Genomic DNA, 21792 nt, shown 5'->3' with positions numbered 1-21792 from the left:
GTTTTTTCGATCTGGCTGGCGGTTGGTATGAGCACGACGCACGATAAGAACGGTCCGGATACGCCCCCTCTCGACGACGTAGCGGACCTGCTCGCGGACCTCCGCTACCGGGCGCCGCTCTGGTTGCCGAACAGCCACGTCCAGACGATCTTTCCCGCGCTGTTCGCGCGCCTGCCCAAGGTTGCCTATCGACGCGAGCGCTGGGATACACCCGACGGCGATTTCATTGAACTCGACTGGCTGGTTCGCGAGCCCGCCGTCGTCGGCACATCGAATAAAACGGCCCCAGCCGCAGCAGACGATACAACGCCGCTCTTCGTGCTGTTCCACGGCCTGGAAGGCAGTTCGGCGTCGCACTATGCCCGTGCGCTGATGGCCGCCGCGCGCGCGCGCGGCTGGAACGCCGTCGTCCCGCATTTTCGGAGCTGCAGCGGACCGCTCAATCTGCTGCCGCGCTTCTACCACCTCGCCGACAGCAACGAAGTCGACTGGGTGCTGCGACGCCTGCGCCGCGGGTATCGCGGGCCGATCGTCGCGGCCGGCGTCTCGCTTGGCGGCAACGTGCTGCTGCACTGGCTCGGCGAACGGGGCAACGACGCGTGGATCGTCGCTGCGGCCGCGGCCATTTCGGCACCGCTCGATGTGCACGCCGGCGGCCGCGCACTGTCGCAAGGGTTCGGCAAGATCTATACACGCAGCTTCCTGAAAACGCTGAAGCAGAAGGCAGAGCAAAAGCTCGAGCAGTATCCCGGCCTCTTCGACCGCGGCGCGATGCTCGCGAGCCGCACGATGTACGAATTCGACGACGTCGTGACTGCGCCGCTGCACGGCTTTCGCAACGCCGACGACTACTGGACCCGCGCGACGACGCGTCCGCTGTTGCCCGGCATCACTGTGCCGACGCTGGTGCTGAACGCACGCAACGATCCGTTCCTGCCAGGCTCGGTGCTGCCTTCCAGACACGAGGTGTCGGCGCTCGTCGAACTCGATCAGCCGGATCACGGCGGCCATGTCGGTTTCATGACGGGCCCGTTCCCCGGCCGGGTCGACTGGCTCGCGCAACGGGTTTTCGGCTACTTCACACCCTTTGCCCACCATGGATGAAATCGTTAAACAGGCGCTCGCCAAATGGCCCAACGTGCCGCACTGCACGGGATGGCTGCTGCTCGACCGACGCGGCGCCTGGCGCATGCGCGACGAAGCGGCCCAGGCGCGCGGCGCGTCGGGCGAACCGATCCGCCACGAAGCGCTGCTCGGCTTCATCAATCGCAACTACGAATGCGACGCGCGCGGCCAGTGGTTCTTTCAGAACGGACCGCAACGCGTTTATGTGGAACTGGCTTATACGCCGTGGATCGTCAGACTCACCGTCGCCGCCGACGGCGCGCTCGCACTGACTGATCAGGCGGGCGAAACGTTCGAGCCGGCAGCCGCGTTGATCGACGACGAAGGCGGCATCCTGTTCACCGACGCATCCAATCCCAGCCGCGTGGCCGTGCTGCATGACCACGATCTCGATCTGTTCTCCGAACGCGCCACGCTGTCCGACGACGGACAATGCGGGCAGTTTCACTGGCGCGACGGTGTGACGTTGCGGCTGCAACCGGTCCGGCGTGCGGAGGTACCGGCGCGCTTCGGATTCGTCGCGAGTCCGGCGCACGAAGCGTCCCGCGACGACGCACAATAGTTTCACCCTTTATTCTTTTCGTCCTCGCGCTCTTCCTTGTAGCGCGCCTCGAAGTCGTGCAGGCGCGCATCGATGGCAGACAGATCGTAGTAGCCAACCGTCTTGATGTCGCGCGCCTCTTTCAACTGACGGATCGCCGACAGCCACGCCCCTTCAAGCGCGAATTTCTCCGCGAGCGCGCGATGCTGTGTGACCGCGTCGCCAGTGCCGACGCTCGCCTGCGCGAGATAGCGCCACCACAAGGGCTGCTGCGGATCGGCTCGCGTTTGCTGGGACGCGAGCGCCTGCGCCTCAGCAAAACGTCGTGCGCTGAGCAGCGTGTGCAGTCGCATATCGACGGCCGCGTGAGAGTCTGGCCAGCGATGCTGCGCAATCCCGGCAAGGCGCACCGCCTCGTCGCCGCGCCCGGCACGACGCGCGATGTCGGCCGCCAGCACATCCAGGCTCGGCGAACTGCGGCTGACGCCACCTTCGCCGCTACCCGTCGGTTCGAATAGCCTGCGCGCGGTCGCAAGAGACGCCGAAGCGTCGTCGTAGCGCTCCAGCAGCGTTTGAGCGAGCGCGATCCCATACCAGTTGGCCGCGATATTCAACGCTGTTCGGTCGTCGATTTCTGAGCGCATCCGCGAAATCTCGTCGGCATAGTCGCTGCGCGACCGGACCTGAAGCACACGCGCACGGGCGCGGACAAAACCATACTCAGGCGACTGGCGCGGCTGGCGATACTGCGCGCGGCGAGCACGGTCCTCCATGTCGGCGATCCGGTCGACCGTCAGCGGGTGGGTGCGCGCGTATTTCGGTTCACCCGCATCGCCCATCGCCGCACGATCGAGCCGCCCGAAAAACGTCGCCATTGCGTAGGGGTCGTAGCCGGCGGCCGCCAACAACTGGAAGCCGACGCGATCGGCCTCATGCTCCGCCGCGCGCGAGAAGCGCAACTGGCTGTCGACCGAATACGCCTGGCCGCCCAGCACGATTGCGCTGCCCAGGTCCGCGCTGTGGGCAGCCACACCCGCGAGTATCCCGAACAGGATCGCTGCAAGCGCCGCGTAGCCGCTGCGTTCGTTGGTCGAGATCATGCGCGCGATGTGCCGCTGCAGCACGTGGCCCATCTCGTGGCCAAGCACCGATGCGAGTTCGGACTCGGTCTGCGTCGTTTCGATCAGCCCGGTGTTCACGCCGATGAAGCCGCCCGGCAACGAAAACGCGTTGATCTGCTGGTCGCGCATCGCGAACAGATCGAAGTCAGGCCGGTAGCCGCCGATGTATAGCGCGCTTGCCGCAGCGGAGAGTTTGGCGGCGATCGAATTCAGGTAGTCGCGTATGAGCCAGTCGTCGAGATAATCGGGATCGCTGCGGACCTCGCGCATTACGCGCTCCCCGAGCTTGCGCTCGGCCTGCGGCGTGAGCGTTCCGCCGGACCCGTCGCCGAGGTCGGGCAGTTGCTGGTTGAGGACCGGTGCGTGCAGACTGGCGTCGGCGCCTGCGGTGCCGGCGAAGCGGCTCCGCGCGCCGCCGTAGGTACCGAATACGCCCGGCGCGATATCGTCGGGCAATGAAGGCGCGGCGGACGAACTGAGCGGACCGATTTCCAACGTAGGCGCCTGTGCCGTTGCGCCATGGACGCCATTCGACGCGGAGGATTGCGCGAACGCGCCCGTCGGCACCGTCAGCGCGATGGATAACCACGCAGCAAGAGACCGTTTCAGACGCATCGCGAGATCAATGGGGCAAGGTCGGCAATAAGGTCCGGCGACCGGAATGGCTCGCCGGATGCGTTTCAATTGTACCCAGTGGCCGCGCGCTGCCAATGACCAGTCGCATCGATGTTTGCCTCACCGTGCGCACGCAGGCAATCGCGCGGAGAATCGCCTATGAAAGCGCGCTGTTATGATAGGCGCCCTCAGAAGGAGCCCAACCATGCCCGAACTCACCCACTTCGACGCCGCCGGACAGGCGCATATGGTCGACGTCGGCGGCAAAGCGGAGACGAAGCGCATTGCAGTCGCCAGCGGCTCGATTCGCATGCTGCCGGAGACGCTTGCGCTCATTCGCGGCGGCAACGCGAAAAAGGGCGATGTAATCGGCGTCGCGCGGATTGCCGCGATCCAGGGCGCGAAGCGTACCGCCGATCTGATCCCGCTCTGCCATCCGCTCGCGCTCACGCGCGTCGCTGTTGATTTCGCGTTCGACGATGCGTTGCCCGGCGTGCAGTGCACCGTGCAGGTCGAGACACTGGGGCGCACCGGCGTGGAAATGGAAGCGCTGACGGCCGTGCAGATCGGCCTCTTGACTGTTTATGACATGTGCAAGGCGGTGGATCGTGGGATGACGATCACCGAGGTGCGCGTGCTCGAGAAGCACGGCGGGAAGTCGGGGGACTGGATGGCGGGGAGTTAAGGCATTGTTTTATAAGTCTTGATTCCACGCCGCACCTTCTTTCGTGCATCTACAGCGACGTGACGCGTCAAGCGCACATCTGACTTTTGCGGTGCCAAAAATCGATCTTGCTCCAATTCTGTTCCACTTAGGAACAGGAATGGCCGCGCGATAACACTCGGTTTCGGACATCGGGTAAGCCTTCGCCGATGCACCGAAACCCGTACTACGAGACGATAGTCAGCCTTTTCAGATTCCGGCCACCCATCGACATGAGTTCAGGTTCGAACGGTTTAGACGTGATCGAGTCGTTCATGGTAGCGGCAGCAAACACCGACGTTGTTGCATCGCGCTATGAAGCACTCGAATCGGCGTCCGTTGCGTTTAGCGGAATCGGTGAAGAATTGCACGTCGCGGGCGATCTCTTGAAAAGCCACCGACTCCTAGCTGCGGCCCTTCTAGTCAACCTTGCGTCGGAGCTTACAAGCGGGATTGTGATGCTTCTTCGCTCAACGCGAGAGTACCCGGCAGGAACACTTCTCAGGCAACTGTTCGAGATCGAATATCTCGCGTTCCAAGCCTATGCCGACCCGTCGCAGCTTGAAAAATGGTACGGCGCAGACCCGGTTGCCCTACGTCGGCAGTTCACGCCTCAGGCTATGCGCAAGGCGTTAGGCGGAGTTTTCTGCGATCAAGAGTATTGGCATCATTGTGAAGTAGGCGGGCACCCGCATCCAAGAGCGCGAATGCTTTTGCGAAAGTATGCGTCTCGCCTGTCACCCGATGCCTTTCTACTGCCTGATTCGGTACAGCACGTGCGTCGTCTATGGACATCGATAAGACTGCTAATGCCGCAACTGGATGGCGGAGACGGAATTTTGGATCGACATGCGAAAGGGCTGACTTCCGCCTTGGCGAACTGGGAGCGCGTCGAGAATCCCCGCGTTCTCGCGTGTGACGGAATTGATGGATGAACGGGGGGCACTACGCGTGTACCGATACTTCCTTGATGGCATGGTCCATCCCGAACGGGCGCAGATACCAGATCGCCGCATCTCGGCGAAATTCAGGCACGCCGCATCCGGCGTCGATGCGAAAGCCGATGTGCGAATTCTTCTGAATCAGGTCGCCGTATGGGTGGAAACCGAAGTTGAATGGAATGCGCTGGACCTGCGAAACGTCGTCAAGTATCTGGTCCAGTTGGAAATGGACTTGGTGGGCTACGTTCTCGGACACACCTATGACGTCGAGATTCGACGCGCGATCTGCCCGGAAGTCGGCGTGGATGTTGTCTTCGGCATTGACGTGCCGTGTATCAGCGAACTACATCGCGCGGTCGGTCTGGACGGTCGAATCGCCACCATGCGCCCCAAACTTCAAGGCGAATCGGGAGTTCTCATCCATCGTTGCTTGCGGGACCTTATCCCGGCGATGAAGGAACCCGATGATGTTGCTTTCCACTGTTACCGCGCCATCGAATCGCTGCGACAGCATTGCATCGCCACGCGATCACGCCATGTCGTCGCACCACGATTCCCCGGAGAGCGTCGCCACGATTCGCGGTGGCGTCGGACAGCCGCCACCGTTATTTGCCCTTACGTCCGGGCGAGTTCACACCGCCTCACAGCCGCGCTTCGAGCACAAGATTGAACGGCGTCTCCGTGGCGCGGCGAAACTGCGTGAAACCGCCCCTGGTGACGACGTCCTTGAGCCTCGCCTCGCCGGCCTGCGCCCCGAGCCCCATCTTCCCTTCCTGTGCGAACGAAGCGGGCGTGCAGATCATTGTCGATGCTGAATAGAAGATCCGCCCGACGGGGTTCATGTTGTCAGCGGCGCGATCGTTGGCGAACGGTTCGACGATCATCCATGTGCCGTCCTTCTTGAGCGACTGATGCACGTGCGCCGCGGCGCCAATTGGGTCACCCATATCGTGCAGACAGTCGAAGAACGCGACGAGATCGTAGTCGTTGCCCGGAAAATCTTTCGCCGGTGCAACCTGGAACGTCACACGATCGCGAACCCCGGCCTCGCCCGCTAGCTGCCTTGCGCGCTGGATCGACGGCTCGTGGTAGTCAAAACCGACGAAGGTAGCGTTGGGATAAGCCTGCGCCATCAGCACCGTCGACGCGCCATGGCCGCAACCGACGTCCGCAACCTTCGCGCCGCCTCCCTTTAGCTTCGCTTCGACGCCGTCGAGCGCTGGTATCCACGCGCTGACGAGATTCGCCGCGTAGCCTGGCCGGAAAAAGCGCTCGGTACCGCGAAACAGTGAATGATCGTGCTGATGCCAGCCAAGGCCAAGCCCGGTACGAAACACGCCTTCGAGTTTGTGGACATCGCGGAACATCGATTCGGCGACCTGAAAGAAGCCCGGCACGAACACAGGGCTCGTCTCATCAGCAAAGCACATCGCCTGTTCGCTTTCGAGTTCGAAGGTGTCCGCATCGGCATCGTAGCGAATGAAGCCCGCTGCGGCCTGCGCAAGCAACCACTCGCGAACATAGCGCTCGGTCACTTCCGCGCGCCCGGCAACCTGCGCTGCGCTCATCGGCCCCTGATCCGCCATCGCCTTGTACAGGCCCAGGCGGTCGCCCAGCAGAATCAGCGGCGCCGACGCGACCGCGCCGAACTCGCCGACCATCCGCCCCATGAAATTCTGCAGCTTGTCCTGATCGATCTGCATGACCTGTCTCCCATGCCGTTCACGTTGAAAGAGAAACGGGGATGGCGCGGCGAAATTGAACGGCATGAATGCATTCATGCCTTCGCCGCGCGCGCTCGGTATCGAGAAGTATAGGTTTGTGCAGAAAGACGATTGCGGCGTGTGCTACGTGCTGTGCGCGAGCGCCCGCTCAATAAAGTAACGACATCAGTCGTCGCTTTCGTCGTCACCCTGAATGATGTTCTCGGGCGGCATGCCGAATCTCTTCACGAGTTCTGCCTTGAAGCCCGTAAGCGTCTTCTGCTCGTCTATAAGGTCATACAGATAGCTGAGTTGCTGCGGCCAGTCGTGCAACTCCTCGGCGAATATCTTCAGACGTTCAATCGTGTCGAACGCTGCACCGGTGTCGCCGTTCAGTGCCTGCAGCACCGCATAACGTCGCAGCACAGTCTCGCCCGGCAGCAACGCAATCGCCTGCTGGTGCATGGCGAGCTTGTGCGGCAAATCCATCGCGTTCATGGGCAGCAACGTGGCCATGCCGTACTCGCCCCACGCCTGGAACAGGAACGATGGATCCGCGCGATACTCCTCCGCCGGTCGCGCGCCGTAGTACAGCACCTCGGCGCGCGCGTAGTCGCGATACACCGGGTAAAGCGCCGCGAGTCCGCCGAACACGACGAGCGCATAAACGCCGAACGACGCAGCACGCGGCACGAGGCGCAGCGGCCTCGTCTCAAGCACCCCGAACACGAACATCGCCGGCAGCAGGAAGAACATGTACTGCTGCGGATACTCGACGAGCGCGTGCATCACGAGCACGCCGATCATCGAAAGCCCGAACACTCGCCCCGCGGTATGTGGCGCGCGCAGCACGCGAACCAGCCAGCTGACGATCCCGAACAGCACGATTGCGACACCGAAGAGGCCGGTCTTCGCCAGCAGATCGATGAAAATGTCGTGCGAATTGTTCGCGATCTCCACGCCACCGAGCGTCTTCGCAAGGTCGTACTGATAACGCGGAAACTCGCCCCAGCCAACGCCAAGCAGTGGGTGCGTCCTGAACATCGTCCAGCCGTACTTCCATAGCGCGATGCGCGGTGCGATCTGGCCGGCGTCCTTCATGCGCTCCGCAGCCGACTGCGCGAGATCGAGCTGGAAATGCACGTTAGCCCAGCGAATCGCCGCATTCACGACGACAAAGAGCGAGGCCAATGCGAGCGGAATCATCCATGCACGACTGCCGCGCGGATGCGCGGCATCGCGCCGCCCTTCAGCGAGCGCCATCCAGAAACCTGCGACGACGATCACGCCCATCTGCAGCCACGGACCGCGTGAGACGGTGAGTGCGAGTCCAACGGAGAAGATCGTCGAAACGATCGCCCAGAGGACCACATTCAGACGCCGTGTCTGCACGAGGAACAATGCACCGGCCATCGCGAACGCAATGTAGGTCGCAAGGTGATTGGCCTGAGCCATATTGCCGAACGGCCGGCGGTCGATTGTCACGTTGTAGGCCACGACGAGCGGCGAAACCTTTGCCTCCAGATGCAACAGTTGAATCACCTGGGAGAACACCGCAAACAGGCCACCGACGACGAGTGCGGCGGCCATCCAGCGCAACGCTGTCTCGCTCAGGTTCGCACGTGCGAAGCCAAAACCCGCGTGCGTCGCCATGAACGCGGCAAGCAGGAAGCCGCCGCCCAGCCAGTTCATCGACGGCTGCGCGACCGGCAGCAGGAAGGACTGCGCAACAAGCAGCGCACCGAAGGCGAGCGGCACCAGCGAGACCACCGGCGAGCCAAAACTGATGCGCGGCCTCGCCGTCTGCACGAGAAGCGCGACGCCAGCGCCGGTCAGCAGGTAGAGCGAAAGCGCCGTGAACTCGGCGTAGAACGTCGGAATTGGATAGGTATGGTTGACGACCGCATAGGGCAGGATCAACGCAAGAGCCAGCAGGGCAAGAGACAGATAGCGCGCGAATGGGGTGGGCATCGAGTAACCGGGGGCGTCAGCAACCGGCGCACTATACAAAAAAATCAATGGGCTGTGCGCCGGACGGACCGAAATATCCCTAAATTGCGACGGGTCGGACCTGTGCGTTGCGTCTTCCCCCGCCCGTTCGCCGGTGCGCTACGCATCCATCATCGTCATGCACGGCATTCCGGAGGCGCGAGATTCGAGGAGAGAGTCGGTGCAGTGGTGGGCATCGGACCAGCCCCGGGCGCCGGCAACGACGACGCACCCTTGCCCCCGGCAAAGCATTCCCACGTCACCGAGCCGGGTTGGGACGTGCCCTGGGCGAGCGCCACACGCGCCGTCGGCGCATCGGGGTTATCGGGCACCGATGGCACAAGGACGAGCGTATTGGCCCCTGCCGCGGCCACTCGCGTCGTGAAGGTAATTGTGAGCTGGCCGCTGTCGTCATCCACATGGATCGATTCGACGTTCCGAGTGGACGGCGGCGACGAATAGCCGCCTCCAAGTGCGTTGCCGCTGGCGGCGTTCTCGGCAACCGCAATCCGTGCCGACGACGCCAGTGACAGCCCTTCGCCAACCCGGCTGCGCGCCAGATAGTCCTGGTACGCCGGAATGGCGTAGGCGGCGATCACGCCGACGATGGCCAGCACGATCATCAACTCGATCAGCGTAAAGCCGACGTGGCCCCAGTGGGCCGAATGGCTGCACGCACTCACGAACGCCGTGCGCCACTGTGCAATGCGTGGCGACTCACGTGCAACCGTGCGATGCGATGGGAAAGGGAAAGAACGGCGAACGGACACGATCATCAGCTGGCTCCTGAAACGAAAAGCGCCTGTCTCACGTATTGAGGCAGGCGCTTCGATCGTAGCCAGCAGCGCCAGCGCGCGACAGTCAGCCGGATGGCCAGCGCGCGCCGCAGTATGTTCTGTCGCACTCAGCGAGCGGCGGGAGGCATCGCGGCGCGGCGTTCGTTACGCCGCCTCAGCAGTTTTCCCAGCAACACCACAAAAAGCGCACCCGCGATACTCATGCCGTACTCTGCGACCGGCGTGTCGAGCACCGGCCAGCGATCGCCGGCCGGGTCGTTGATGATGAGGCCGCCCGCGATCCACCCGAGCAAAGCCGCGCCCAGCGTGATGACGACAGGAAACCGGTCGAGCAGCTTCAGCACGAGCTGGCTGCCCCACACGATCAGCGGGATGCTCACGATCAGCCCAAAGATGACAAGCGCGATCCGATGGTGCGGATCGGCGGCCTCTGCCGCACCGGCGATCGCGATCACGTTGTCGAGGCTCATCACGGCGTCGGCGACGACGATGGTCTTGACCGCGCCCAACAGCTTGTCAGCGGGCTTGATATTCGCGTGGACGTCATGCGCGGGGGCGAGCAGCCGCACGCCGATCCATAGCAGCAGCAGGCCGCCGGCGAACTTGAGCAACGGCACGTCGAGCAGTACGACTGCAAACGCGATCAGGGCGATCCGCAATACGATCGCGCCTGCCGTGCCCCACAGCACACCCCGCACGCGCTGACTCGCAGGCAGGTTGCGGCAAGCCAGCGCGATGACGACGGCGTTATCGCCACCCAGCAGGAAATCGATCGCGATGATCTGAAGCACTACGCCCCAATGGAGCGTTTCAAGGAACCCAAGCATGGAAAGGAGAATAGAAGGAAGCGTTCCGCGCAGCCAATAAAAAAAGCGGGGGAGCAATTGCTCGCTCCCCCGCTTCAAGACTTGGCTCTTACGAAAGGATTTCGTAAGAATATCAAAATAATGCGGTGGCCAGGGCCGCCGGCATCATTTCAATTACAGGATCGACTTCAAGAGACGCGCCATTTCCGACGGGTTCTTCGTGACCTTGATGCCACAGGCGTCCATGATTTCCAGCTTCGCTTCGGCCGTATCCGCACCGCCCGAGATCAGCGCGCCGGCGTGGCCCATGCGCTTGCCCGGAGGCGCCGTGACGCCAGCGATGAAGCCAACCACCGGCTTCTTCATGTTGTCCTTGATCCAGTACGCTGCGTTCGCTTCGTCCGGGCCACCAATTTCGCCGATCATGATAACGGCGTCCGTTTCCGGATCGTCGTTGAACATCTTCATCACGTCGATGTGCTTCAGACCGTTGATCGGGTCGCCGCCGATACCGACTGCCGACGACTGGCCGAGGCCCAGTGCCGTCAGCTGACCGACTGCTTCATACGTCAGCGTGCCCGAACGCGACACGACGCCGATGCGGCCCTTGCGGTGGATGTGACCCGGCATGATGCCGATCTTGAGTTCGTCCGGCGTGATCGTGCCCGGGCAGTTCGGTCCGAGGAGCAGCGTCTTGCGGTTTTCGCGACGCATGCGGTCCTTGATTTCGATCATGTCGCGAACTGGAATGCCTTCCGTGATACAGATCGCGAGATCGAGATCGGCCTCGACGGCTTCCCAGATCGCAGCAGCAGCGCCTGCCGGCGGAACGTAGATGACCGAGACGGTTGCACCCGTTTCAGCCTTCGCTTCCGCGACGCTCGCGTAAATCGGAATGCCTTCGAAGTCTTCGCCGGCCCGCTTCGGGTTCACACCCGCGACGTACGCTTCGCGGCCGTTTGCATATTCACGGCAGGCGCGCGTGTGGAACTGACCGGTCTTGCCGGTGATGCCCTGCGTGATGACCTTGGTGTCTTTGTTAATCAGAATCGACATGTATTGACCTCTGTTCGTTTGGTGTCGCGTACGGCGCGCGGCGAAATATGCCTCGCCCGCGTCGCGCTCGCGCCGCCATTCGTGTTCGGTTGAAAACGCCGGGGGCGGTTAAGCCTTGCCCTGGGCGGCCGCGACGACCTTCTGCGCAGCTTCTTCCATGCTGTCCGCCGCGATGATCGGCAGGCCGGATTCAGCAAGCATCTTCTTGCCGAGGTCTTCGTTCGTGCCCTTCATGCGGACCACGAGCGGCACCTTCAGCGACACAGCCTTCGATGCTGCGATCACGCCTTCCGCGATAACGTCGCAGCGCATGATGCCACCGAAGATGTTGACGAGAATCGCCGTCAGGTTCGGGTTCTTCAGCATGATCTTGAAGGCTTCGGTGACCTTCTCGGTCGTCGCACCGCCGCCGACGTCGAGGAAGTTCGCCGGTTCGCCGCCGAACAGCTTGATGGTGTCCATCGTCGCCATCGCGAGGCCCGCGCCGTTCACGAGACAGCCGATGTTGCCGTCGAGCGAGATGTACGCGAGGTCGAACTTCGATGCTTCGACTTCAGCCGGATCTTCTTCGTCCAGATCGCGATAAGCGACGATTTCCGGATGACGGAAGAGCGCGTTCGAATCGAAGTTGAATTTCGCATCCAGTGCGATGACCTTGCCGTCGCCCGTCAGGATCAGCGGGTTGATTTCGGCGAGCGATGCGTCCGTTTCCCAGAATGCCTTGTACAGGCCTTGCAGGATCGCACGAGCTTGCGGAATCGAAGCGTCGGGCACGCCGATCTTCTTCGCGAGGTCGTCAGCTTCGGCGTCTTTCAGGCCGGTCGACGGGTCGACAGCAACCTTGTGGATCAGCTCGGGCGTCTTTTCTGCGACTTCTTCGACGTCCATGCCGCCTTCGCTCGATGCCATCACGACGATCTTCTGCGAAACGCGATCGATCACGAGGCCGACATACAGTTCCTTCTTGATGTCAGCACCTTCTTCGATCAGCAGACGGTTCACCTTCTGGCCTTCCGGACCGGTCTGGTGCGTGACGAGCTGCATGCCGAGGATCTGGTTCGAGTACTCGCGAACCTGGTCCAGCGACTTGGCAACCTTCACGCCGCCGCCCTTGCCACGGCCACCCGCGTGGATCTGAGCCTTCACGACCCAAACCGGGCCGCCGAGCTCTTGTGCGGCCTTGACCGCGTCATCCACCGAGAATACCGGCTTGCCGCGCGGTACCGCGACTCCGAATTTCCGCAGGATTTCCTTACCCTGGTACTCGTGAATCTTCATGCGTGATTCCCTTCAGTCTGAGAGTTGGATTGAACTTCGTTTCCGCTTTTTTCGCTGATGCGGGACGCGCCGCTTACGCGGTCCGTCCGGTTGGCTGTACTGCCCGCGTGTTCCACTGCCTGTTCCGCAGTGCGCGGCGCGCGGCCATACCAGCGCGGATGAAACTGTCGCACCGCCTCGCCGTCGAATCGCAGCGCGTGGCAGCGACCCAGCTGGAATGGCGGTTTGTCGATTGATTGTCCTGCCGGCTTGTTTGCCGCTCCGTTCGTACCGCTGGCGGACTCGTCTCCAGAACCTGACGCCTCCCCCGGCGCACCATTGTGCGTATCCCACACGTCGCCCGCGAACGCCTGGATGGCTGCGGTGGGCAGGAACGCGCACAACTCGGTGAGATGCGTGCAACCTGCCGTTCCAGCCAGCAAACGGGCAGCATCGCGACGGAAATTGTGGAACAGATTGAGCCCGATGAGGGCCCGATAGGCGGGGTTGGAGGCTTCGCACTGACCGGGATAGGGCACCCAGTCGGATGACGCTTGTGCGTCCACGACGTTGAGCTTGCGATCGATCGTGATGCGGAGCCAGAGTTCATGGATCGGCTGACCGTTGGTCCGGACGCCCGACGCAAGCGCTACATCGCGTGGCTTTGCGTCGGTGAGACACGCCTCGATATCCCACAGACCATCTTCGCGCTCATAGGCTTCCGCACGGATTGCGCGACGATGGCGCAACTGACGGAAGACTGGCGGGGAAAGCGGCATGCGGGAGGTAAGGCCGGATTGGAAAACCAGCGAATTTTAGCATACTGGGTATTTGTCGCTGCGCGGATCCGGCCGCCCCGCCAGGCTTGACTTTACGGGCTATTCGCTGCTGTCTGGCCACTCTTCGTCGATACCCTTCAGGATCTTGCTTATCGTCGATCCGGAGAAACCGCGCGCGGCCAGAAAGCGCTTCTGCTTCGCGCGCTCGGCGGGCGTTTCGGGAATCTGACCGAATTTCTTACGCCATACCGCTTGCGCGCGAGCCAGTTCGGTCTCGCGCAACTGGGCGCTGGCTTCTTCGATCAACGTCTGGCCGACCGCATGACGCTTCAGTTCATTGACGATCCGGCTTGCGCCGACACGCGACGCACGCCGATGAATCAGGCTTTCGGCAAACCGGGAGTCCGATAGCCAGCCTTCGCGCTCGAGCGCGTCGAGCACGAGTTCGAGCGCATCCGGTTCTTCCGCATAGTGCGTCAGTTTTCTCGACAGTTCGGCACGGCTGTATTCGCGGCGTGACAGATAGCCGAGAGCACGGCCTTTCAGCGAGGGGGCAGGACGTTGTGAATTTGAAGCGCGTTGTTTGCCGATAGCCGGCGCGTCACCAGGTGCGCGGCGCGACCGGGTGTAGGTGCTTTCTTCGGGTGCTTGATCCGATGCAGCGCCAGTTCGGGCACTGCCGGACGAAAGGTGTCCTGCAGCCCGATCATGTGCATCGAAGGATTCGAACGGATCGAAAGAATCCTGCGAAGACCCTAACGAGGCAGGTAAATCGCCTGACGATAAGGCCGGGCCGGACGAATCCGGCGCCGTTCGCCGTGAAGGACTTGACGGGTGTGAAGAACCACTTTCACGCGGCTCAACCTCAACATCGTCACGCGGGTCGCCCGCATCGTGCCCTGCGTGCAATACAGGTCGACCCTTGCGTATCACGCGACGCTTACTCCTCTTCGTCCGCGACTTCGACGCCCGTCACGACCGCGTCCGCCATCGCGTTCACACCGAGCGATTCGCGGATGCGATTCTCGATTTCACGTGCGATGTCCGGATTCTCGCGCAGGAATTCGCGCGCATTGTCCTTGCCCTGGCCGATACGTTCGCCGCTGTAGCTGTACCAGGCGCCTGCCTTGTCAACAATCTTCGCCTGCACGCCGAGATCGATGATTTCGCCCTGACGCGAGATACCTTCGCCGTACAGGATGTCAAAGATCGCTTCGCGGAACGGAGGCGAGACCTTGTTCTTGACGACCTTCACACGCGTTTCGTTGCCGATCACTTCGTCGTTCTTCTTGATCGAACCGATACGGCGGATGTCCAGACGCACCGACGCGTAGAACTTGAGCGCATTGCCGCCCGTCGTGGTTTCCGGGTTACCGAACATCACGCCGATCTTCATACGGATCTGGTTGATAAAGATAACGAGGCAATTCGTGCGCTTGATCGTGCCCGTGAGCTTACGCAGTGCCTGCGACATCAGGCGTGCCTGCAGACCCGGCAGCGAGTCACCCATTTCGCCTTCGATTTCAGCCTTCGGCACGAGTGCCGCGACCGAGTCGATCACGATCATGTCGATCGAACCCGAACGCACGAGGGCGTCGGCAATTTCGAGGGCCTGCTCGCCCGTGTCCGGCTGCGAAACCAGCAGATCGGATACGTTCACGCCGAGCTTGCTGGCGTACTGGATATCGAGCGCGTGCTCCGCATCGATGAACGCCGCCGTGCCGCCGATCTTCTGCATTTCGGCAATAACCTGCAGCGTCAGCGTCGTTTTACCCGACGATTCCGGCCCATAGATTTCGACCACGCGACCCCGGGGCAAACCGCCGACGCCCAGTGCGATGTCGAGGCCGAGTGATCCTGTGGAGACCACCTGGATGTCTTCCATTACCTCGCCCGCGCCGAGCCGCATGACCGACCCTTTGCCGAACTGCTTTTCAATCTGCGCGAGCGCGGCAGCCAGTGCCTTGCTCTTTTCAGCAGTCAGTCCAGCCTGGCCTTTCTTGCTTTCTTCCATGAATCGTCCTTTGCTATGATGAACGGCGTCTGAGGCAGGTGTGCCGCCCCCGGGTATGGAACCCTTTCACAAGGCAACGCACTGAACGCAGACACTGTATAAAAAAACAGTGGTTTTGGCAAGCACGATTCGCATGCTTCTCTAGACGTGCGGAAACTCGCGTGCAAAAACTCGCCGCCACCACAAATACTTTCGGAGACCGCCGCGCGCCAGGCGATACCACGACGCGGGCAATGCCAGAGCCTCAACGCATCATGCGAATTCTCATTGCCGAAGATGACAGCATACTCGCGGACGGCCTCGTCCGATCACTCCGCCAATCGGCCTATGCTGTCGACCACGTGAAGAACGGCGTCGAAGCCGATACCGCGCTGTCGATGCAGACGTTCGATCTCCTGATTCTCGATCTCGGCCTGCCGCGCATGTCGGGGCTCGAAGTGCTGAGGCGCCTGCGCGCGCGCAATTCGAATCTGCCCGTGCTGATCCTGACGGCAGCCGACAGCGTCGACCAGCGCGTAAAAGGCCTCGACCTCGGTGCCGACGACTATATGGCCAAGCCGTTCGCCCTCAACGAACTCGAAGCCCGCGTGCGCGCCCTCACGCGCCGCGGGGCGGGCGGCGGCCCGACGGTGGTAAGGCACGGCTCGCTGTCGTTCGACCAGGTCGGACGCATCGCCTATGTCAACGACCAGGTGATAGATCTGTCCGCCCGCGAGCTCGGCCTCCTCGAAGTGTTGCTGCAACGGATCGGCCGGCTGGTGTCCAAGGAACAGCTCGTCGATCACCTGTGCGAATGGGGCGAGGAAGTCAGCAACAACGCCATCGAAGTCTACGTGCACCGCCTGCGCAAAAAAATCGAGCCCAGCGGCGTACGCATCATCACCGTGCGCGGCCTCGGCTATTGCCTGGAGAAAGCGGCCCCGGCGCCCGCGTCCCCTTCGCCAGCATCGCCCTCTTCCCCGGCTCCCGGCGCGATGCCCGCCAGCCACTACTTCAAGTAGGAATCGCGCATGCCCGCTCGCGCTGAGCACGCCGCGGAACAAGCCGGGCACCTTGCGCCGCCCGTCGCGAATCTCGACGACGAGGCCCGCGACGCCCGCTACGCGAATCCGTTCGCCCCACCGGACGAAACTGAGGCTGCCGCCGACGCGCGCCCGCGCTCGCTGTTCGGTGAAATTCTCGACTGGATGCTCGCGCCGCTCCTGCTGCTGTGGCCGATGAGCATTGCCGTGACGTATCTGGTCGCCAAGTCGATCGCAAACGGGCCGTTCGATCGCGCGCTCGAAACCGACGCATACGTGCTGGCGCGACAGATTCATCCGGTCAATGGCGTCGCCGAACTGTCGCTGCCCGATTCGACGCGCGACTTCCTGCGTGCCGACAATATCGATAGCGTGTTCTATCAGGTGCTCGGCACGCGCGGCGAACTGGTGAGCGGCGACCGCGACATGCCGCTGCCGCATGAGGACGACCGGCCGCAGCCGGGTCTCGTCGAATTCCGCGACGACGTGCTGCGCGGCAACGACATCCGGGTCGCCTACACGACCGTCGAGTTTCCGCAAACGCCCGGCGCGCAGCCGGTGCTGGTGCAGGTCGCCGAAACGCTCGACAAGCGCAGCCAGCTCGCCAACGACATCATCAAGGGCGTGATCCTGCCACAGTTCGTGATCCTGCCGCTCGCGATCCTGCTTGTGTGGTTCGGACTGTCGCGCGGGCTCGCCCCGTTGCACGCGCTGCAATCGAACATTCGCGCGCGCCGGCCCGACGATCTGTCTCCGCTCGAAGCCCGGCGTGCCCCGCCGGAAATCGAACCGCTCGTGACTTCGTTCAACGACCTGCTGACTCGCCTCGAACAGAACATGGAGCTGCAAAAGCGCTTCATCGCCGATGCCGCGCATCAGATGAAAACCCCGCTCGCGGGCCTGCGCACGCAGGCCGAACTGGCGTTGCGCCAGGATGCGTCGGCGGAAGTGCACCGCTCGCTTGAACAGATCGCGACCAGTTCCGAACACGCGGCGCGGCTCGTCACGCAACTGCTGGCGTTGGCGCGTGCAGAAAACCGCATGTCAGGGCAAATTTTCTCCCCCGTCGAGGTGACGGAAGTGGCGCGCAGCGCGGTGCGGGACTGGGTGCAGGCTGCGCTCGCCCGACAGATGGATCTCGGCTACGAAGGACCTGGCGAGCCGGACGAGCGCATCGAAGTCGACGGCAATCCGGTGATGCTGCGGGAGATGCTCTCGAACCTCATCGACAACGCAATTCGCTACACGCCCGAAGGCGGGCGCGTGACGGTTCGGGTCCGTCCGGATCTGGCGGCACGCCTCGTGCACCTCGAAGTCGAGGACACCGGGCTGGGCATTCCAGCCGCCGAACGTGAGCGGGTGGTCGAGCGCTTCTACCGGATTCTCGGCCGGGAAGGCGACGGCAGCGGACTCGGCCTCGCGATCGTGCGCGAGATAGCGACGATGCACGGCGGCACGCTCAGCATCGAGGACAACGTCTATCAAACGTCACCGCGACTTGCCGGGACACTCGTCCGTGTCAGTTTGAGGCTGCTGGAACCTGCACGGGACTTACCCTAACCGACACCCTCGGGGCAGCGGCATTACCACGCCACATTTTGCTTGATAGAAGCAGATACTGGCCGGATAGATGGATTTTCAATGCCATTAGCTGCATCATTGTTACACGCATATCGATCTTGATTTCGCGACAACGCGTCAGTAGGCCGTAAGTTTTTGCTCCAATAATCGGCTCACGGGGACGCCTCGTCGGGCGGACCGCGTGCTTATATCAATATTGGAGACGACATATGGCTACCGTTGGCGGGCAAATCTCGCACGCGCCGATGACGAACGATGAGAAGCGGGTGATCTTCGCATCGTCGCTAGGCACCGTTTTCGAATGGTACGACTTCTATCTGGCCGGTTCGCTTGCGGCCTTCATCAGCAAGAGCTTCTTCTCCGGCGTCAATCCGACCGCGGGCTTCATCTTCACGCTGCTCGGCTTCGCGGCCGGCTTCGCGGTGCGTCCGTTCGGCGCGATCGTGTTCGGCCGCCTCGGCGACATGGTCGGGCGCAAATACACGTTCCTCATCACGATCGTGATCATGGGTATCTCAACGTTCGTGGTCGGCTTTCTGCCGGGGTACGCGGCGATCGGCTTTGCGTCGCCGGTGATCTTCATTGCGATGCGCCTGCTGCAGGGCCTCGCGCTCGGCGGCGAGTATGGCGGAGCGGCGACCTACGTGGCGGAGCATGCGCCAGCCAATCGACGCGGCTACTACACCTCGTGGATCCAGACGACGGCAACGCTCGGCCTGTTCCTGTCGCTGCTGGTGATCCTCGGCGTACGCACGACCATGGGCGAAGAAGCGTTCGGCGACTGGGGCTGGCGCATTCCGTTCGTCGCGTCGATCCTGCTGCTCGGCGTGTCGGTCTGGATCCGGTTGCAACTGCGCGAATCGCCGGCTTTCGCGCGGATCAAGGCAGAAGGCAGGACGTCGAAGGCGCCGCTCACTGAAGCGTTCGGTCAATGGAAGAACCTGAAGGTCGTCATTCTGGCGCTGGTGGGCCTGACCGCTGGCCAGGCGGTCGTCTGGTACACGGGCCAGTTCTACGCCCTCTTCTTCCTGACCCAGACGCTGAAAGTCGACGGCACCAGCGCCAACATCCTGATTGCGCTGGCGCTGCTGATCGGTACGCCATGCTTCGTCCTGTTCGGCGCGCTTTCGGACAAGATCGGCCGCAAGCCGATCATCATGGCGGGCTGCCTGATCGCCGCACTCACGTACTTTCCGCTGTTCCACGCCTTGACGCACTTCGCGAACCCGGCGCTCGAGGCCGCGCAGCAGAAGTCGCCGATTGTTGTAATCGCGAACCCGGATGAGTGCTCGTTCCAGTTCAACCCGGTCGGCACGGCAAAGTTCACGAGCTCGTGCGATATCGCGAAGAGCGCGCTGTCGAGGGCCGGCCTGAACTATGACAACGTGGCTGCCCCGGCAGGCACGCTGGCGCAGATCAAGGTTGGCGACACCGTAATCGACACGTTTGATGGCCGGGCCGCCGACGCGAAGGAACAAGGAAAGGCATTCGAGAAGTCGCTCGGTGTGGCGCTCAAGGCCGCCGGCTATCCGCCGAAGGCCGACCCATCGCAGATCAACTGGCCGATGACCGTGGTGATCCTGACGATTCTCGTGATCTACGTGACGATGGTGTACGGTCCGATCGCGGCGATGCTGGTGGAAATGTTCCCGACGCGGATCCGCTATACGTCGATGTCGCTGCCGTATCACATCGGCAATGGCTGGTTCGGCGGCTTCCTGCCGGCAACCGCCTTTGCAATCGTCGCGGCGAAGGGCAACATCTTTTCGGGGTTGTGGTATCCGATCGTGATCGCGCTGGTTACCTTCGTGGTCGGGATGCTGTTCGTGAAGGAGACCAAGGACTCGAACATCTACGCCGAGGATTGAGGCTTCGGGATGGGAAGTCCAAAAATGTGACCCGCGGGGGTTGACAGCCCCCGCCGTCATCTCCATAATTCTGCTTCTTTCGGCGAATTAGCTCAGTCGGTTAGAGCGACGGAATCATAATCCGCAGGTCCGGGGTTCGAATCCCTGATTCGCCACCAGTTGCGCCAAGCCCTTGAATCTTCTAACGAAGTTCAAGGGCTTTTTACTTCTGGCGTCACGGTTGAGGCCGCAGATGCTGGCTTGGCACGTCTCCACGCGCCACCTCCGTCAAGCCCCTCTACGGGGTCTCCCGGTTGCCCATTTGCCAGAGCGAATGCGGCACAGACGTTCCACTCGCATCGAAGAATTCCAACTGGCACAACTGACTGCATTGCCACTCAATGGGTCCGCGGAGTGAGAGAACAACTCTTAACGCGGGCCGCAAGTGCAGATTAGCGGTCGCGCTTCCCGATAGCGGGCGATTCAGCAAATATCAACCAGGCAGAATCAAGGTTGGCGAGACTTTCCTCGTAGCACCCGCTGGTTTTAGCCAAAGTTCAACCTGAAGGCCTTCGCTGCCAGCAAACAGGACTTGACGGACACGGAATCCCCCACTGAAAGAGGGGCAAGTTGTGTCAAGCGATTGATGTCGCGACAGATTACTCGAATCAACATAGCTGACCGCCCCTCCACCACCACACTCAAGTACCGAAAATGCGGTTCGATTCCGGCACGAAAGCGCTGAGCTTCGACTAGGCCTGCGTATTTATATTCGTCGCTACCCCAATAAATCAGGACGGAAACCGCGAACTCTAGTGACAGAATGACCAGTTGGTTTGCGTTGATGCCCAAACAGGCATCCTTGAATACAGGACTCCTGGTCGCCGGCCAGGCTCGCAACTTAAAAACCCGAATCCACTGGTGCCGCGTAACGCTACTTCTGCCAGGCACTACTATCGAATGAAAATTCGACTCTCAAGGCTGAGATTGATGCCATTTGCATATAGCTCACCTAGTCCGGAGACACGGCATTAACCTGACAATAAGCTCACAACCGCCAACGCCTGCTGGACAGAGTGCTTGCGAGCCACAGCAAATTACTGGCTTCCCTGATGTGTCATCACTATCAAAGCCAATCGGATAACCAGAAAATGCGGCACACCCCTCGTCGCAGATATTGAATTACACCCGGCTCGCAAAGAGGAAAATCATGATAAACCGCGATTATTGGTTCAATCTATTTATGCGGAAAGATATCGCTCTTTAAAGAATATCGCGATTAGCTTCCCATCGGCCGCATTCATCCAACTAAATAATATAGCATCGCGTATCACTACATCAGCCAATCCATAAACAAGAATCCCTATCTTCACGAGATCTTCTTTTAACGGGAGATTCGAAATGAAGACTCTAATTATTGCCGCGCTGCTCCCCAGGGTTCGCACACTTCGATTCGGCAATGACCACCGCTACCGCGTACGGCGGAAGGAGTGAGGGGACGACGTCGACTATCAGCAGCGGCGCAAGCCGCAGCACCGGGCCACTCCCCGCCACCCTCAGACAGCCTCGCAAGTGACCGGCCCGGTCCGCGCTGCGGATCCCTCCCGGTCCCGAGCTTTCGTCTTTTCGAACGACCGCGCGAGCGCCAGGTCCAGGCCACACCGACCCGCATAACCGCGCGAAGAAAGGTCATCGACCGCAAAGAATCGAATTGTTTTCGAACTCTTGACGCAACTTAACGCCCCCCCTTAACATTCGCCGTCCGGTTACTTTCTCATTCTCCACGAGTGGTTTGTAGTTGCACCCGGATATGGAGTCGTGTATTCGTACACGACTCCTTCTTAAGCGAGATAGTTAGGCAAACTAACTTAACGTTGCATTCGCACAACACTAAA

Annotated in this window: 18 protein-coding genes and 1 tRNA gene; 9 read left to right on the top strand and 10 right to left on the bottom strand. The window is 61.7% G+C overall.

Going from position 1 to position 21792, the window contains the following annotated elements:
• The first annotated feature begins 27 nt into the window (after positions 1 to 27).
• The gene (locus B0G77_RS09165) at positions 28 to 1104 is read left to right on the top strand and encodes a hydrolase (RefSeq protein WP_133661854.1); all 1077 of its coding nucleotides are present in this window, start codon (positions 28 to 30) and stop codon (positions 1102 to 1104) included.
• The gene (locus B0G77_RS09160; RefSeq protein ID WP_133661853.1) at positions 1097 to 1687 is read left to right on the top strand and encodes a DUF2946 family protein; all 591 of its coding nucleotides are present in this window, start codon (positions 1097 to 1099) and stop codon (positions 1685 to 1687) included. The genes B0G77_RS09165 and B0G77_RS09160 overlap by 8 nt, the downstream gene beginning before the upstream one ends.
• 2 nt (positions 1688 to 1689) lie before the next feature.
• On the opposite strand, the gene B0G77_RS09155 is transcribed toward B0G77_RS09160, so the two are convergent.
• Entirely contained in the window at positions 1690 to 3402 is a 1713-nt protein-coding gene (locus B0G77_RS09155) for a M48 family metalloprotease (RefSeq protein WP_133661852.1), read from the bottom strand.
• A gap of 205 nt (positions 3403 to 3607) precedes the next feature.
• On the opposite strand from B0G77_RS09155, the gene moaC reads away from it, so the two are divergent.
• From moaC to B0G77_RS43105, 3 genes are all read left to right on the top strand, one after another.
• Positions 3608 to 4087, top strand: coding sequence for a cyclic pyranopterin monophosphate synthase MoaC (gene moaC, locus B0G77_RS09150; RefSeq protein ID WP_133661851.1), 480 nt, complete (start codon positions 3608 to 3610; stop codon positions 4085 to 4087).
• Positions 4088 to 4338: 251 nt separating this feature from the next.
• The gene (locus B0G77_RS09145; protein ID WP_133661850.1) at positions 4339 to 5040 is read left to right on the top strand and encodes a hypothetical protein; all 702 of its coding nucleotides are present in this window, start codon (positions 4339 to 4341) and stop codon (positions 5038 to 5040) included.
• 16 nt (positions 5041 to 5056) lie between these two features.
• The gene (locus B0G77_RS43105) at positions 5057 to 5716 is read left to right on the top strand and encodes a hypothetical protein (protein WP_166656127.1); all 660 of its coding nucleotides are present in this window, start codon (positions 5057 to 5059) and stop codon (positions 5714 to 5716) included.
• On the opposite strand, the gene B0G77_RS09135 is transcribed toward B0G77_RS43105, so the two are convergent.
• The 9 genes from B0G77_RS09135 to recA all read right to left on the bottom strand — a co-directional run bounded on the left by B0G77_RS09135 (position 5688) and on the right by recA (position 15447).
• A complete protein-coding gene (locus B0G77_RS09135) occupies positions 5688 to 6749 on the bottom strand; it encodes a class I SAM-dependent methyltransferase (protein ID WP_133661849.1) in 1062 nt (353 codons plus the stop codon). The genes B0G77_RS43105 and B0G77_RS09135 overlap by 29 nt on opposite strands.
• A gap of 186 nt (positions 6750 to 6935) precedes the next feature.
• Complete coding sequence (locus tag B0G77_RS09130) at positions 6936 to 8720, bottom strand: Wzy polymerase domain-containing protein (RefSeq protein ID WP_133661848.1); 1785 nt, start codon at positions 8718 to 8720, stop codon at positions 6936 to 6938.
• Positions 8721 to 8875: 155 nt separating this feature from the next.
• The gene (locus B0G77_RS09125; protein WP_133661847.1) at positions 8876 to 9514 is read right to left on the bottom strand and encodes a pilin; all 639 of its coding nucleotides are present in this window, start codon (positions 9512 to 9514) and stop codon (positions 8876 to 8878) included.
• A 128-nt stretch (positions 9515 to 9642) separates the two neighbouring features.
• Positions 9643 to 10362 (bottom strand): TerC family protein, encoded by a 720-nt coding sequence (locus B0G77_RS09120; RefSeq protein WP_133661846.1) that lies wholly within the window; start codon positions 10360 to 10362, stop codon positions 9643 to 9645.
• Positions 10363 to 10515: 153 nt separating this feature from the next.
• Positions 10516 to 11397 (bottom strand): succinate--CoA ligase subunit alpha, encoded by an 882-nt coding sequence (gene sucD / locus B0G77_RS09115; RefSeq protein ID WP_133661845.1) that lies wholly within the window; start codon positions 11395 to 11397, stop codon positions 10516 to 10518.
• A gap of 108 nt (positions 11398 to 11505) precedes the next feature.
• A complete protein-coding gene (gene sucC, locus B0G77_RS09110) occupies positions 11506 to 12675 on the bottom strand; it encodes an ADP-forming succinate--CoA ligase subunit beta (protein ID WP_133661844.1) in 1170 nt (389 codons plus the stop codon).
• A complete protein-coding gene (locus tag B0G77_RS09105; protein ID WP_133661843.1) occupies positions 12672 to 13433 on the bottom strand; it encodes a DUF2889 domain-containing protein in 762 nt (253 codons plus the stop codon). Before B0G77_RS09105 ends, sucC begins: the two co-directional genes overlap by 4 nt.
• A gap of 99 nt (positions 13434 to 13532) precedes the next feature.
• The gene (recX, locus tag B0G77_RS09100; RefSeq protein WP_133661842.1) at positions 13533 to 14366 is read right to left on the bottom strand and encodes a recombination regulator RecX; all 834 of its coding nucleotides are present in this window, start codon (positions 14364 to 14366) and stop codon (positions 13533 to 13535) included.
• Positions 14367 to 14373: 7 nt separating this feature from the next.
• Positions 14374 to 15447, bottom strand: coding sequence for a recombinase RecA (gene recA, locus B0G77_RS09095; RefSeq protein ID WP_133661841.1), 1074 nt, complete (start codon positions 15445 to 15447; stop codon positions 14374 to 14376).
• Positions 15448 to 15701: 254 nt separating this feature from the next.
• On the opposite strand from recA, the gene B0G77_RS09090 reads away from it, so the two are divergent.
• From B0G77_RS09090 to B0G77_RS09075, 4 genes are all read left to right on the top strand, one after another.
• Positions 15702 to 16448: a response regulator transcription factor gene (locus B0G77_RS09090; RefSeq protein ID WP_133661840.1), complete on the top strand. Its 747-nt coding sequence runs from the start codon at positions 15702 to 15704 to the stop codon at positions 16446 to 16448.
• A gap of 9 nt (positions 16449 to 16457) precedes the next feature.
• On the top strand, positions 16458 to 18029 hold the full coding sequence (locus tag B0G77_RS09085) for a sensor histidine kinase (RefSeq protein WP_133661839.1): 1572 nt from the start codon (positions 16458 to 16460) through the stop codon (positions 18027 to 18029).
• A 230-nt stretch (positions 18030 to 18259) separates the two neighbouring features.
• Positions 18260 to 19918 carry an MFS transporter gene (locus B0G77_RS09080; RefSeq protein WP_133661838.1) on the top strand — a complete coding sequence of 553 codons (1659 nt, stop codon included), beginning with the start codon at positions 18260 to 18262 and terminating at the stop codon, positions 19916 to 19918.
• An 81-nt stretch (positions 19919 to 19999) separates the two neighbouring features.
• Positions 20000 to 20076, top strand: a tRNA-Met gene (locus B0G77_RS09075).
• Positions 20077 to 21792 lie beyond the last annotated feature (1716 nt).

The sequence above is a fragment of the Paraburkholderia sp. BL10I2N1 genome (assembly GCF_004361815.1).
Classification (GTDB): domain Bacteria; phylum Pseudomonadota; class Gammaproteobacteria; order Burkholderiales; family Burkholderiaceae; genus Paraburkholderia.
The sequence above is the reverse complement of the archived record's forward strand: the minus strand, read 5'-3'. Positions and strand labels throughout refer to the sequence as shown.

Bases quoted from the DNA above. Each gene is read 5' to 3' on its own strand.
- B0G77_RS09130 (WP_133661848.1), bottom strand. From the start codon at position 8,720: ATGCCCACCCCATTCGCGCGCTATCTGTCTCTTGCCCTGCTGGCTCTT.
- B0G77_RS09125 (WP_133661847.1), bottom strand. From the start codon at position 9,514: ATGATCGTGTCCGTTCGCCGTTCTTTCCCTTTCCCATCGCATCGCACG.
- B0G77_RS09090 (WP_133661840.1), top strand. From the start codon at position 15,702: ATGCGAATTCTCATTGCCGAAGATGACAGCATACTCGCGGACGGCCTC.
- B0G77_RS09145 (WP_133661850.1), top strand. From the start codon at position 4,339: ATGAGTTCAGGTTCGAACGGTTTAGACGTGATCGAGTCGTTCATGGTA.
- B0G77_RS09080 (WP_133661838.1), top strand. From the start codon at position 18,260: ATGGCTACCGTTGGCGGGCAAATCTCGCACGCGCCGATGACGAACGAT.
- B0G77_RS09165 (WP_133661854.1), top strand. From the start codon at position 28: ATGAGCACGACGCACGATAAGAACGGTCCGGATACGCCCCCTCTCGAC.
- sucC (WP_133661844.1), bottom strand. From the start codon at position 12,675: ATGAAGATTCACGAGTACCAGGGTAAGGAAATCCTGCGGAAATTCGGA.
- moaC (WP_133661851.1), top strand. From the start codon at position 3,608: ATGCCCGAACTCACCCACTTCGACGCCGCCGGACAGGCGCATATGGTC.
- B0G77_RS09120 (WP_133661846.1), bottom strand. From the start codon at position 10,362: ATGCTTGGGTTCCTTGAAACGCTCCATTGGGGCGTAGTGCTTCAGATC.
- B0G77_RS09160 (WP_133661853.1), top strand. From the start codon at position 1,097: ATGGATGAAATCGTTAAACAGGCGCTCGCCAAATGGCCCAACGTGCCG.
- recA (WP_133661841.1), bottom strand. From the start codon at position 15,447: ATGGAAGAAAGCAAGAAAGGCCAGGCTGGACTGACTGCTGAAAAGAGC.
- B0G77_RS09105 (WP_133661843.1), bottom strand. From the start codon at position 13,433: ATGCCGCTTTCCCCGCCAGTCTTCCGTCAGTTGCGCCATCGTCGCGCA.
- sucD (WP_133661845.1), bottom strand. From the start codon at position 11,397: ATGTCGATTCTGATTAACAAAGACACCAAGGTCATCACGCAGGGCATC.
- B0G77_RS09135 (WP_133661849.1), bottom strand. From the start codon at position 6,749: ATGCAGATCGATCAGGACAAGCTGCAGAATTTCATGGGGCGGATGGTC.
- B0G77_RS09155 (WP_133661852.1), bottom strand. From the start codon at position 3,402: ATGCGTCTGAAACGGTCTCTTGCTGCGTGGTTATCCATCGCGCTGACG.
- B0G77_RS09085 (WP_133661839.1), top strand. From the start codon at position 16,458: ATGCCCGCTCGCGCTGAGCACGCCGCGGAACAAGCCGGGCACCTTGCG.